The organism is Bacteriovorax sp. HI3 (assembly GCF_059738875.1).
In genome coordinates, this window is the sequence record NZ_AP026946.1 from 508,447 (window position 1) to 521,329 (window position 12,883).

Here is a 12,883-nt window from a genome sequence, read left to right on the forward strand (position 1 = left end):
GATGCGAACAGGATGTTTCGTGAAAATGTGCCCACAGAAAAAATTCTTCAAATTTTTGACGATTGTTTTTGTCTTTGCCATTGTTTTGGCAAATAATGCCTTTTCACAAGCACTTTTAGACCAAGAAAAAGCGACAACGTATCTTCGTTGGAATCTTTTTACCGGTAGAGACCAGCTCCAATTTTCAAAAGTCGGAAATAAAGTTGTTATAAAGACTCTTAATGTTGAGCTATTTAACAATTTAAAGAACGAATTATCAGACGTAAGACTTGATCCTCAGTATTTAAATGCAATTCAATTCAAAGATAATGCTAATGGCGCTAATGCTCTTAATGCTATGGCCGTAGAAATTGAGTTAAAAGATGCAAACGTTGAAATGTTCAGCTTCTACCGCGAAAGAGATAAGAAGTACGTTGTAGACTTCTGGACTGACAGCTCTGATGCCGTTACGTTAGGAAAAGCAGCCGTTTTAAAGCCAGAAGAAGTGGCAACAAAGGCTCCGGCGTCGATTCCAACACCTAAAATTGAGATTGCACCAAAAGTAACTGAACCAAAAATCATTGCAGCGAAGTCGAAAGTGACAACTGCAATCGCAAAAGAGCAACCAATGCCAAAAGCAGACGTTGCCCTGGAAAAGAAAGTTGAAGCAGATAAAGTTCTTTCAAGTTTCGTTGTAGATCCTTCTCGAATCAGCAAAAAATCAGCGGCAGAGCTGGACGCTGAAGAAGAGGCTTCGAAAAAACCTTATAGAGACTTCAGATACGGAGCGACTTTTGTTTGGGATTACGATCCTATCGCACCGGCTTACAAACAATTAGTGAACTTAAAGACGAAGATCCCTGAGATCTTCTATCCAATTGCTAACCGTAACTTTAAAAAAGACGATAAAGAGGCCCACCTTCAATTAACAATCAATCTATACCGCAAGAAGAAGTGGGGATTGATGTATAAGTCTATGAAGCTTTTCACTGAGAAATACGGTGCAACGGCAGAGTGGGAGCTTTTAGAATTCATTAAGGCAAACGCGATCTTAAGAGAAAACGTCGATGTTCCAAACCCAGAGCTTTTTAAAAACGCTCTGACTATGCTTACAAATCTTTCTGAAAAATCAGATAACTACGAACTAAAGAAGGCGATCTATAAATACCTTCTAAGTTATTATATTGAAAAGAATGAATCCCTTAAGATTCTTCAAATCGCTAAAACTTATTATGCGGGAACAAGAGACAATTTCGATTTCGAAGAGTCAATTATCCCAGCAGAAGCAATGTTAAATTCTCTGGCAAAACTTGGTCAGATCGATAAGATCAGAGAGCTTTCTCAAGAAAAGACGATGAAGAAGATCCTTCCGGCCCAGCTTCTTCTCGCTTACCAATCTTACGCTTACCTAAGAGGCGGGGATTTAAATGCACTCATTTCATTCTACGAAACAAACAGAGTCGCACTAGCTAAGCCGATCGACCCGGTTATCATGTACAACACTGCTGAAGCTTACTTCAGAGTGGGTCGCTTCCAGGAAGCAATGAACCTTTATACAGAGTTCACGAAGAACTACTCGTATGAATATGTAGCTTCAAATGCTTACTTAAGAATGGCCCTTTGTTCAGACCTAATGGATAAAAACTACAATGAAACTCTAGACCTGTACAAAAGAGCAATCGATACTTCAGTTGACGGACAAGTAAGCTACGAAGCTCGCGTTCGTTACGTTGCTTTTAGAAGTGTGAGAAAGAGAGATCTTGATGACCGCGACAGAGAAATCAGAATTTTCTTAGAGCAAGATAAGAATGCAACGAGCCCAGATAAGAACTTAACAAAACTTCTTCAGCAGGTTCGTCTAAGAACTCTTATTGTTGATGGCAAATACAAAGAAGCACTGGCCTACCTAAGCCTGATCCCAACAATTGGTATGGCGAAAATCGACGCTCGCATTTTTGACGGTGACGGAGCGGAGATTGTTTACGGAATCATCTCGGACTTCTACCAGAAAGCAGAATACTCACAAGCTATCAAAGCATGGCAGACGTACAAAGATAAATACATTGATAAAGTGGCAATGGACCCATACATGAATTTCGTAGTGGGAAGCTCTTATGTGAAGCTTGGTCTCTACAAAGGGTTTGACGATGTTTACGCCGCTTTTGAGAAGCTTAAAGACACTCCTAACAGGACTTTCCCTATTTGGGTTGCTCGCAACCAGGAGCTGAAGGCAAGTGACTTATTAAGCGAATTAGTGATCGTTAAAGACATTAAACTAAAAAACTGGGACCTGGTTCAAAAGAATATTGCAGCTTTTGAGAAGAAACTCCCAGCTTACAATAAGACAAATTACTACAAAGGTCTGGTTTCTTTTAACCAGAAAGACTATGCAGGTGCAGTGACTCACCTGGAGAACTTCTTCTCTAAACAAGATCAGAGAATTATTTACGACCCGTCGGATGTAGCAGATATGATCCGGGCCTATACTGACTCCATCTACGAATTGGGGCAGACTGATAAATTCTTGAAAGTTAGTGAGGCAATCTTAAATGACACCACTTCTTTCGGCACGGATAATGCTTATATTCAAAATGTCCGGGAAAGAATTGCCTACCTCGGTATCGAAATAACCGCCGGAAAAGGGACACTAAACAACTATATGTTATTTGAAAAAAAGATTAACGATTTCAAAAAAGCTTACTCAAAGTCGATTTACACAGGACGAGTGAACTATCTTTTGGGGCAAGCGATGGTGGCTAACCAGAAAGTGAAAGAAGGAAGAGAGATCTTCACATCACTGGTTAACGATAAAAACACCTCAGACTATTTGAAAGAGTTAGCTAAGAGTGAACTAGGGTTACTAAATCTTAAAGAAAGAACTTTATAACTAGCTTCAGGATGGAAGCGAGATTCGTATGACAGGAGGTCAGATGGAAGCGATTAGGGTAGAACTTTTTGGAACAGATGCAAGAGTAGAAAGAGCTGTTCAGCAAGCAAGAAACTTATCTGTTAGCAAAGCTGCCGTATTAATTGTTGGCGAAAATGGTGTTGGTAAAAGAACTCTAGGTCGCTACATCCATGAAAATTCAGGAAGATCAGCTCAAGCATTCGAGCTTGTAGACTGTTCACTTCCAGCACAAGAAGTTGAAAACCGCATTCTTGGACACAGAGACAATGCTACTGGAAGATTCAATAAAGGGATCCTTGAAGCGGCCAACAGAGGAACTGTTGTTTTCGCTAACATCGACTGCCTTGATGAAGAATTCCAAAAAAGACTACACAAAATTATCAATGAACTTGAAGACTACGATATCGACGTTCGTTTAATCGCGACAACAACAAAGAACCTTTCTAAGCTTGTTGGAGCTGGAAGATTCTACCGTGGTCTATATACAATCTTCTCAAACAACGCTGTAACAATCCCAGCACTTCGTGAAAGACAAGAAGACCTTGAGCGTCTTGCTCGTCACTTCATGAGCGAAATGACTGAAAGTCAAACAGTTGATATCGATTCAGTTGCTATGGATAGAATCAATTCTCACTACTGGGCAAACAACATCCATGAGCTAAAACAAGTTATCTCTAGCTCAATCTCTAACAATTCATCTCTACTAGACGAAAGTGCATACGAAGTTTCTGACAAAAAATCAGTTAACTTCATGAGTGAAGACGACTCTGACGGTGTAAGACTAATGTCGCTTAAAGATGCTGAAAAGCTTCTTATCAAAAAAGCACTTATCCACACTTCAGAAAACAGAACTCAAGCTGCTAAGATCCTTGGTGTATCAATCAGAACTCTTAGAAACAAGATTAACGAGTATAGAACTGAAGGTTCTTCGTACTTCGTTAACCTAAGATAATTTAGAGTAGAGGAGAAGGGACGATGGAGATTAACGATAAAACAATGCAGGCCCTACAAGCTTCACTGAAGTTCAGACAGCTTCGTCAGGAGTTACATGCATCGAATATCGCTAATGCTGAAACTCCAGGATACAAAGCAAAGAAACTTGATTTCGAAGAAGCTTTGGCCCGTGCTCTTGATACAGATGAACAATTAACAATGAAAACTACCGACTCTAAACATTTCAATGTTGGAGGCGGTGGTTTTAATAATTTACAACCAGAGATTTACGAAGATTCAAACGGAATCGTAGATCCAACTGGTAACACTGTTGACCGCGACCAGGAAATGGCCGAAATGGCAGAAAACAAAGTTATGTACGATGCCACTGTTCAGCTAATTAACAAAAAACTTGGCCTACTTAAGTACGCCATCGGTTCTGGGCAATAGTTTAGGGGGGATGAATGGATTTATTAACTAGTTTAAAAATTAGCTCATCAGGATTGGCTGCCAACAAAAAGAGAATGGGAGCAATCACTTCGAACATTGCTAACGCTCAAACAACAAGAACGGCGGAAGGCGGACCTTACCAGCCAAAAGAAGTTGTTTTTGGATCAGAGCCGGCAAGAGAGAACTTTGCTGAGATTTTAGAAGGCGAGCTGGAAGAAAAAGCACAGGCCGTTCACGCAACGGAAATCGCCAACAGCAAAAAAGCGCCGATTATGAAATATGAACCAAACCACCCAGATGCTAACGCTGAAGGGTACGTGGCCTACCCAAACATCAACACGATGGAAGAGATGGCCAATATGATTGAAGCTTCAAGGGCCTATGAAGCTAACATCAATGCCATGAACACTGCAAAGAGTATGGCGATTAAAGATTTAGAGATTGGTAGAAATTAATTTACCGATAAAATGCTCCAGTGGAGCATTTTGACTGGTGATGAAAAAGTAAAAAGTTGAACATTGAAATTTTGAGTTCGGTAAATAAATAAGAAGAGTAGTAGGAGACAAAGATGTCGATTGAAAACGTAGGAAACATGAACAAGATGCTATCAAAATATAGCACTCAGGATTGGACGAAAAGTGCTTCGATTGATCAGGCGAGCCTTCCGAACTTCAATGAGCTAACAGCTGGACAAGCTCAAGGCGCAGCGGCACCTCAGAGCTTTTCTGAAATCATGGCTTCATCACTGGCAGAAGTAAACAACATGCAGGTTGAGGCAAATAAAGCGATTCAGAAACTAGCTTCAGGACAAACTAAAAATATCAGTGAGACAATGCTTGCGGTAGAAAACGCGGAAATTGCTTTCAAAACTATGAACCAGGTTCGTATGAAAGTGATTGAAGCTTATAAAGAGATTATGAGAATGCAGATGTGATTTTGAATCACTGCTTCTTTGGTTACTCGGTTACTGGTTACTAGGGCGATATAAGATTTCATAGGATGTGAAATTGGATTATCAGGAGGATTCCCTTGCAAGATATTTTGGAAAAGATTGTTAGAAACTTCAAAGAATTTTTTAATGGATTAGATGCCACTAAAAAACTTGGTTTCATCATTGTTGCCTGTATGATTGCAGCTGCGATGGTGGGGATTGTTGTTTGGGCCTCTAAAACAAGATATGACACTCTTTATACTGATCTAAATAAAGAAGATGCAAGAAAAATTGCTATCATCCTTGAAGAGAAGAAAATCCCATACCAAACATCAGATGATGGAAAAACAATCTCGATCCCAGAGGATCTAGTTGGAGTATGGCGTCTGGAAATCGCGAAGCTTGGAACAAGCTTCTCGGGGACTGTAGGGTATGAAGTTTTTGATAAACAATCATTCGGAACGACAAGTTTCGTTCAGAAGGTAAATAAACAAAGAGCTCTTGAAGGAGAGCTTGTTAAGTCGATTATGTACATCCAGGGTGTAAAACGCGCACGCGTTCACATTTCAATCCCTGAGTCATCTCCATTCGTAGCTGAAAAGAAAGCTCCTTCTGCTTCAGTTGTTCTTGAATTAAATAATGGAGTGTCATTAACTCCAGCTGAGATTAAAGGGGTAGCTTCACTAGTCGCTTCTTCGGTTGAAGAGATGAGAGTTGAAAACGTCGTTATCCTAGATGACCGCGGTAAGAAGCTTTCTGAAAACATCGGTGACCCGATGACGGCTACAACAGCAAACAGACTTGCTCTTGAGGCTCAATTAAACCAAAAATACGAAAGACAAATCGAAGACATCCTAAGCAAGGTTGTTGGAGATGGAAAAGTTGTAGCAAAAGTAACAGTTGACCTGGATTTCACAGAAGCAGTTTCGACTGAAACGTCTTATGACAATGAGAACGCGGCAGTTGTGTCTGAAGTAAAGAACTCTCAGAATCTTGCTGGGTCACGTCCATCACCTCAAGGAGTGGTTGGAGCTCGCGCAAATCTTCCAGGTGAAGAGCCGCAAGCAGGTGTAGCTGAAACAAAAAATAACGTAACAAAAGAACTTACGACGAGAAACTTCAATGTTCCAACAAAAGTAACTCAGTCTAAGAAGCCAGCGGCAAACGTAAAAGCAATCTCTGCTGCGGTTATGATCGATGGTAAGAGAGTTCCAGTATTAGATGAAAACGGAGCAGCTCAACTTGATAAGCAGGGGAACCCTGTCATGAAGTATGAGAAGTGGTCTGCAGCTGATCTTGAGAACTTCCAGCAAATCGTTGCCAGCACACTTGGAACAAGTGACAAGCGCGGTGACAAGCTGATCATCAAGAACATGGAATTTGCTAGAGAAGACATGACGGTAGCTGATGCCATCTTAAAAGAGCAAGCTAACCGTGAACTTATCAGAAACATCGTAAAGTACCTGGCAGTAGGATTAACAATCTCGTTATTCTTCTTCCTGGTAGTTCGTCCTTTCATCCAATGGGTTACGGACAACACGATCGAAACAGTGGAAGACTTCTTACCTCGTACACTTGAAGAACTTGAAAAAGTTCAGGCCAACCAACGCCTACCAGGTCTTGAGGATGCTCTTCCGCAGATTGAAGAAAAACTTAACCCTGAGAAGATTGAAGGGAACATGCTTCGTGAAAAAATCATTGCTCTGGTTGAAAACAACCCAGGTAAAGCAGCTCAGATTATCCACGAGATGATCCACTCTTCTGAATCAGATAAACAAATTGCGTAATTAATCCTTATTGAGGAATAAACGATGGCAGCACTGAACGACAACCAATTAGATCCCGACACAGAGTATGGCCTCCTAAATGGCCAGGACAGAGCGGGACTTCTTTTGAGCTCACTGGGAATGAACATTACCCAGCTTATCTTTCAAAACATGAAGGATAACGATGTTAAGAGAATGATCAACGCGATGTCGAACGTAAAGCGCGCGCCAATCTGGATGGTTAAGAGAGTTCTTGAGGATTTTTACAAGCAACTAAACGAAGAAAACGACTTACTATTCGCGGAAAACCGCGGACGCGATTTCATCATCAACACTCTTGGTGAAGACAGAGCAAAACAACTTCTTGGTCAGATCGTAGAAGTTGGACAATCAAATACACTTGAATCTCTTGAACTGGTAGATACAAGAACATTATCAAACTTCTTAATCAACGAGCACCCGCAAACTATCGCGCTTATCGTTGCTCACCTTGCACCAGAAAGAAAAGTAGACGTTCTAAGACGTCTTCCTGAAGGTCTGCAAGCGGAAGTTGTTCTTCGTGTTGCTAACCTTGACTACGTTTCTCCTGAGCTTATCTCTCAGCTTGACGACGTACTTAAAACTGAACTTTCTACTCTTGGTTCTATCGACACTAACCAGCTTGGCGGTGTTGAGCCGATCGCTGATATGCTTAACCTTATGGATAAAAACACTGAGAAGAACATCATGTCTCGTGTTGAAGAAAAAGATCCAGAGCTGGCAGAAGAGATCAGAAAACTTATGTTTACTTTCGAAGACCTTCTATACGTGGACGACAAAGGTATCCAGAACCTTCTTCGCGAAGTGGACAACGGAAAGCTTGTTATTGCAATGAAGACGGCACCAGACGAAATCAAGCAAAAGCTTTTCAAGAACATGTCAAACCGTGCGGCTACGCTGCTTAGAGAAGATCTTGAGGCACTTGGACCTACTAAGCTTTCAGATGTTGAAAAAGCACAGGCTGAAATGGTTGCTAAAGTTAAAGAACTTGAAGGTCAAGGTAAAGCCTTTATCGCTCGCGGTTCTGATGGTGACTCTCTGGTTTAATAGTTTAAATAAGGAATTTATAAAATGGTTAAAGCGACCGGCGAAGTTACAGAATACAAGTTTCAGAATTTCACAGAAGTGGAAGAAGGGAACGAGTCTGTTAAGTTATTCGAGTTCAAGCCTCTGCTTACTGCTGCTCAGACTATTGAAAAAAGTGAGTTCCAAAGAGTTATTAAAACTGAAAGAGAGTTTGCAAAGAACTCTCAGTTTAAAGTTAACCCTATCGTTGAACAATTCCGTGGTTTAAGAGACCAGGAAGACCGTGAATATGAACACCGAGTAGAAGAAGAAGTTAAAAGAAGAGTTGCTGAAATTCAGGACGAAGCTTTTAAGGCCGGATTTGATGAAGGTGTAAACCAAGGGCGCGAAGAGATTTTTGACCAGATGAGAAGCGCTGTTGATGAGAAGCTTGAAGACTTTTCACAAATGGTGACAGCTGTTTTAAAGACTCAGGAAGAAATCCTGTTTAATCAAAAAACAGAAATGTATCAGTTACTAAGAAACCTTTCAAAGTGGATCGTTCTAAGAGAGCTTCAGGACGACGGAAAATACATCGAAAGATTACTTGAAAGACTGCTTTTAGAAATGCAGGCAAGACACAATCTTTTAATCCAGGTGAATGCAGATGATTTCGCTTCAATGCCGGATGTCTTGAACCATGTTCAAGGCCGCTTAGGTGAAATGAAGAATGTGAGAGTAGAAATCGATTCATCGGTTACGACAAGAGGAATTGTAGTAGAGTCAGAAAACGGAATCATTAACGCGACAATGGAAGAACAATTCAAGTCGCTTGATAAACTGTTTGAAGACGTACTGGCGAAAGTCTAAGGGGGGAGTAAATGGACAAGAATCTTGATCTCTCTTCAATCCATAAAAATTACGAATACGCTTCTCCTTTCCAGAAAATTGGAAAGGTGTTTGCCAATAAAGGGATGGTTTTTGAAATTAACCTTCCAAGAGCTCCTATTGGAGCGAACGTTGAGTTCGTTACTGAATACGGAGATAAGTCTTTAGGTGAAGTCGTAGGGATTAACGGAAACCGTTGTATGGCCATGCCGTACGATGAACTTTCAGGAATCAACTCAGAAACTCGCGTTTACTTAAAAGACCTGACAACAACAATTAAAATCTCACAAGGATTCCTTGGTCGCGTCATCGATTTCCAAGGGAACCCTATCGATGGAAAAGGCCCGATTGAGCAAACAGGTGTAGAAGCGAGAAGCATCTACGGTGTGGCCTTAAACCCACTTCAAAGACCGCCAATTAGTGAAGCCCTGGATACTGGTATCCACGCTATCAACTGCTTTATGACGGCAGGAAAAGGACAACGTTTTGCCATCATGGCCGGTTCGGGTGTTGGTAAGTCGGTAACCATGGGTATGATCGCCCAGAACTCAAGTGCAGACATCAACGTTATCGCGCTTATCGGAGAGCGTGGTCGCGAGGTTTTAGAATTCATTGAGCACGACCTTGGACCGGAAGGTTTAAAGAAGTCGGTTGTTATTGTTGCAACTTCAGATTCATCAGCATTAACGAGAATGAAAGCGGCCTACGTCGCAACAACTGTTGCTGAGTATTTCCGCGATCAGAACGCTGACGTTCTTTTGATGATGGACTCAATCACGCGTTTTGCGATGGCAAACCGTGAGATCTCTCTTTCGGCCGGTGAGCCACCAGGACAGAAAGGGTATACACCTTCAGTTTTTGCGAAACTTCCAAAGCTAATGGAGCGCGCAGGAACAAAGACTGGAGCAGGATCAATTACTGGAGTTTATACCGTTCTCGTTGAAGGGGGCGATATGGATGAGCCGATTGCCGATGCGGTAAGAGCGATTGCCGACGGACACATTGTTTTATCAAGAGAGCTTGCTTCACGAAACCAATTTCCGGCGATAGATGTTCTGGCATCTCTATCCAGAGTTATGTCGAAGGTTGCTTCGAAGGAACACAGAATTGTTTCATCTCACTTAAGAGATTTAATGGCCGCTTATAAGGCCAATGAGGACCTGATTAACGTTGGTGCCTATGCCAAGGGATCAAACCCTAAGGTTGATAAGGCAATGCTGATTTATGACGATTTAATGACTCTTCTGAAGCAAACTCAGGGGATGACAGAGTTCTTAACAATTGATGCGCTTTTTGACCGCATGGTTGAGATCGCAAGAAAAGCTGAAAACATTAATAAGTAAAAAAATAAATGCAAAAGTTTAAATTCAAACTCGACGGTCTTCTAAAGGTTCGCGAGTTTAAAGAAAAGAAAATCAAGATCGAGCTGGGAGAAATCCTAAGAGAGATCACTGCTGTTGAAGACAAAATTGCTGAAGCAAACAAGGCAATTGAAGAAACCTATGAAGCGCAAGAAACGTTCATGAAAGACCCTTCAGCAGGACAAATGTTACAGTTTTTCCCATTGTTCATTCAGGGGAAAAAAGAAGACATCAAAAATAAAGAGAACCTGCTTTGGTCTCTGAGAAAGAAGTACGATAAAAAAATCGCCGAACTGGCACAGGCCCGCGGTGAAGTAAAGGTCATGGAGAACTTCAAAGAAAAAAAGAAGGACGAGTGGTCTAAAGAAAGAAATAAAAAAGAACAGGAAGCCATCGAAGAAATTCTGATGATGAGATCAAACGGATCTAAGGGATTGCTCTAGGGAATATTATGAAAACGAGAAAAATTTTATATACAACTTCAATCGTAGCTATGTTGACAGTCGCAAGTCTGGTGTATGCAGCGACAGCTAAAAAAGCTCCAGCAGCTCCGGCCGCTCCGGCCAAGCGCGAATACACAGAAGAAGAATTTAAAGCAGCTGTGCTTGAAGAAGCGACAAAGTTAATGAAAAAAGCGGGAAGTGCCAACTTGGTGGATTTTTCTAAAGAGCTTTTAGAAAAAGAAGAGGCCATCAAGGTAAAAGAACTCGCTGTTAAAAAAGAATCAGAAGAACTAGAAATGAACAAGGCCGACTTTAAGAAGAAGCTGGTGGAGTTCCAGGACTCACAAAAGAAGTTCTTAGGATGTGTTGACGAAAAAAGCGCACAGGCCGATAAAAGAGTGTCTCAGATGGTGGATGTTATTTCTGGAATGAAGCCACAGAACGCGGCCGATGTACTGACGGTTCAAGATCCCGACCTTTCTGTTAGGATATTAAGCCAACTGGACTCAGCAAAGGCTTCAAAGATCTTTAACTTGATGGATAAGGAAGTTTCTGCCCGACTTCAAAAGCAGTTTCTTCAAATGAAAAAGTAAGTTAATATAACAAGAAGCGTTGAAACTTTAATTAGGATGATTAAAAGGAACGTATGCAAGGATTGCCAGTAAATTTATTAGCACAAAATGTAGCTCCAGCTACAGGGAAAACGGATGCAGCAGCATCTGTGAATGCTAATGGCAAAATTGCAGGTGTTATCGGTCAAAATAAAGAAGGAAAAGAGGCAGAGCAAGGAGCATTCGCTTCTCTGTTTGGAAATCTTCTTGGCAACTCAGAAACTAAATCTACAGAAGGATCAGCTCAACCACAAACTCTAAAAGGTGAAGTGGCCACAGAAACAAAAGCTTCAAACTCTGAAGCTAAAGTAGATGCTCTTCTAAAAAATAAGTCACAAGAACAAGATAAGAAAACAGAGCAGACGGTTCTTACTACAGAGCAGGCACTGTCTCCTGAAGTCTTAAAAAATATCGACGGCCTTCTGGCAAAAACTCCAGTTACAGCAGAAGGACAAAAAGGTGCACCAGTAAAAGGTGAAGCCCTTGATGGAAAAATCACTTCGGCCTCAACTAATCTTGACCAGCTTTTAAAAACATTAAAAGGTGAAGAAGGAAATGTTCAGGACGTTGAAGGCGAGACACTTCAAAACACTAACTCTAAAGAAGTAAAAAACAATAAAGGAAGCGCTCTTGATTTCTTAATTAAAGAATCAAAGTCTAAGGACGTAGGAAGCGCAGCTGTTACAACTGAAAAAGTTCTGGCAACAAATCCTGAGTCTGTTTCAAAGCTTGGTCTCTCAAGTGAAGATTTCATTAAGAACATGGCAGAAGCAAAAGCTGAAAAAGCTCCAGCTCAATTGGTAGGCGACGCTGCTCAGGATTTCGATCCAAAAGCATTGATGCAAAAACAATTAAACCAGTCGATGAAGGCTTACGGACAAAAACAAAATCTTCTAAGTGATAACGTCATTAGAAATACAAAAGACCTTGCCTTCAAAGAAACAAAGCCAAAATCGGCGATTGATGAGTTAAAAAATCCAGATTTAAAAATCGGCGCAGAAACTGCGATGGTAAAAGAGCAGTTCGTTCCTTTAATGCAGCAAAAGCAAGAAATGGGACAGAATATGCAAACGCAGAATTCTGGAAAGGTTCTAGATCTTTCTAAGATGAATGCATCTAATACAGAAGAAGTTATTAAACGTATCAGTGATTACGTTCAGCAAAGCCAGGTGGCAAACCAGGATAGTATCGACTTAACAGTTAAGCACGATGCCCTTGGACAGTTCAAGATTCAGGTAACAAAACCAACGGCTCCTGGATCTAACCAAATGGATATGCAAATTACGACATCAACTGCAGAAGGGCATGAGTTCTTTATGAAGAACGAGACAGGTCTTCTGAAGAATCTTTCTCAAGCAGGAATTCAGCTTTCTGATTTAAGAATCGTTTCAGGTGGTGAATCTTCTAGTTTCGCTCAAAATGATTCAAGACAATCAGGAAACTCTCAATATAATCAAGCTCCAAAAGAATTTATGAGCTTTGATTCAGGTGACTCGTCAAATGGATCTCAGAGAAGAAGAGAGCTATGGCAAGAGGCCCGCGATAATCAACAAAGATACGGAGCTTAAG

General features: G+C 41.0%; 12 protein-coding genes. All 12 read left to right on the top strand.

Going from position 1 to position 12,883, the window contains the following annotated elements:
* Positions 1 to 19 precede the first annotated feature (19 nt).
* Entirely contained in the window at positions 20 to 2,866 is a 2,847-nt protein-coding gene (locus AC6JA8_RS02415; RefSeq protein WP_497975610.1) for a tetratricopeptide repeat protein, read from the top strand.
* Positions 2,867 to 2,909: 43 nt separating this feature from the next.
* Entirely contained in the window at positions 2,910 to 3,839 is a 930-nt protein-coding gene (locus tag AC6JA8_RS02420; RefSeq protein WP_497975611.1) for a sigma-54-dependent transcriptional regulator, read from the top strand.
* Positions 3,840 to 3,862: 23 nt separating this feature from the next.
* On the top strand, positions 3,863 to 4,270 hold the full coding sequence (gene flgB / locus AC6JA8_RS02425) for a flagellar basal body rod protein FlgB (RefSeq protein ID WP_102242272.1): 408 nt from the start codon (positions 3,863 to 3,865) through the stop codon (positions 4,268 to 4,270).
* 14 nt (positions 4,271 to 4,284) lie between these two features.
* On the top strand, positions 4,285 to 4,725 hold the full coding sequence (flgC, locus tag AC6JA8_RS02430) for a flagellar basal body rod protein FlgC (protein ID WP_102242273.1): 441 nt from the start codon (positions 4,285 to 4,287) through the stop codon (positions 4,723 to 4,725).
* A gap of 113 nt (positions 4,726 to 4,838) precedes the next feature.
* A complete protein-coding gene (gene fliE / locus AC6JA8_RS02435) occupies positions 4,839 to 5,204 on the top strand; it encodes a flagellar hook-basal body complex protein FliE (RefSeq protein ID WP_491633925.1) in 366 nt (121 codons plus the stop codon).
* Between the two features lie 95 nt (positions 5,205 to 5,299).
* Positions 5,300 to 6,988, top strand: coding sequence for a flagellar basal-body MS-ring/collar protein FliF (gene fliF, locus AC6JA8_RS02440; RefSeq protein WP_158649533.1), 1,689 nt, complete (start codon positions 5,300 to 5,302; stop codon positions 6,986 to 6,988).
* A gap of 24 nt (positions 6,989 to 7,012) precedes the next feature.
* Entirely contained in the window at positions 7,013 to 8,053 is a 1,041-nt protein-coding gene (gene fliG, locus AC6JA8_RS02445; protein ID WP_243733581.1) for a flagellar motor switch protein FliG, read from the top strand.
* Between the two features lie 24 nt (positions 8,054 to 8,077).
* Complete coding sequence (locus tag AC6JA8_RS02450; RefSeq protein ID WP_497975612.1) at positions 8,078 to 8,881, top strand: FliH/SctL family protein; 804 nt, start codon at positions 8,078 to 8,080, stop codon at positions 8,879 to 8,881.
* Between the two features lie 11 nt (positions 8,882 to 8,892).
* Positions 8,893 to 10,242 (top strand): FliI/YscN family ATPase, encoded by a 1,350-nt coding sequence (locus tag AC6JA8_RS02455; RefSeq protein ID WP_102242277.1) that lies wholly within the window; start codon positions 8,893 to 8,895, stop codon positions 10,240 to 10,242.
* Between the two features lie 8 nt (positions 10,243 to 10,250).
* The gene (fliJ, locus tag AC6JA8_RS02460) at positions 10,251 to 10,703 is read left to right on the top strand and encodes a flagellar export protein FliJ (RefSeq protein WP_102242278.1); all 453 of its coding nucleotides are present in this window, start codon (positions 10,251 to 10,253) and stop codon (positions 10,701 to 10,703) included.
* Positions 10,704 to 10,711: 8 nt separating this feature from the next.
* Complete coding sequence (locus tag AC6JA8_RS02465; RefSeq protein ID WP_497975613.1) at positions 10,712 to 11,296, top strand: MotE family protein; 585 nt, start codon at positions 10,712 to 10,714, stop codon at positions 11,294 to 11,296.
* A 53-nt stretch (positions 11,297 to 11,349) separates the two neighbouring features.
* Positions 11,350 to 12,882 (top strand): hypothetical protein, encoded by a 1,533-nt coding sequence (locus tag AC6JA8_RS02470; protein WP_497975614.1) that lies wholly within the window; start codon positions 11,350 to 11,352, stop codon positions 12,880 to 12,882.
* Position 12,883 lies beyond the last annotated feature (1 nt).

Coding starts and splice junctions, on each gene's coding strand:
- AC6JA8_RS02420 (WP_497975611.1), top strand. CDS start 2,910: ATGGAAGCGATTAGGGTAGAACTTTTTGGAACAGATGCAAGAGTAGAA.
- flgB (WP_102242272.1), top strand. CDS start 3,863: ATGGAGATTAACGATAAAACAATGCAGGCCCTACAAGCTTCACTGAAG.
- flgC (WP_102242273.1), top strand. CDS start 4,285: ATGGATTTATTAACTAGTTTAAAAATTAGCTCATCAGGATTGGCTGCC.
- fliE (WP_491633925.1), top strand. CDS start 4,839: ATGTCGATTGAAAACGTAGGAAACATGAACAAGATGCTATCAAAATAT.
- fliG (WP_243733581.1), top strand. CDS start 7,013: ATGGCAGCACTGAACGACAACCAATTAGATCCCGACACAGAGTATGGC.
- AC6JA8_RS02450 (WP_497975612.1), top strand. CDS start 8,078: ATGGTTAAAGCGACCGGCGAAGTTACAGAATACAAGTTTCAGAATTTC.
- AC6JA8_RS02455 (WP_102242277.1), top strand. CDS start 8,893: ATGGACAAGAATCTTGATCTCTCTTCAATCCATAAAAATTACGAATAC.
- fliJ (WP_102242278.1), top strand. CDS start 10,251: ATGCAAAAGTTTAAATTCAAACTCGACGGTCTTCTAAAGGTTCGCGAG.
- AC6JA8_RS02465 (WP_497975613.1), top strand. CDS start 10,712: ATGAAAACGAGAAAAATTTTATATACAACTTCAATCGTAGCTATGTTG.
- AC6JA8_RS02470 (WP_497975614.1), top strand. CDS start 11,350: ATGCAAGGATTGCCAGTAAATTTATTAGCACAAAATGTAGCTCCAGCT.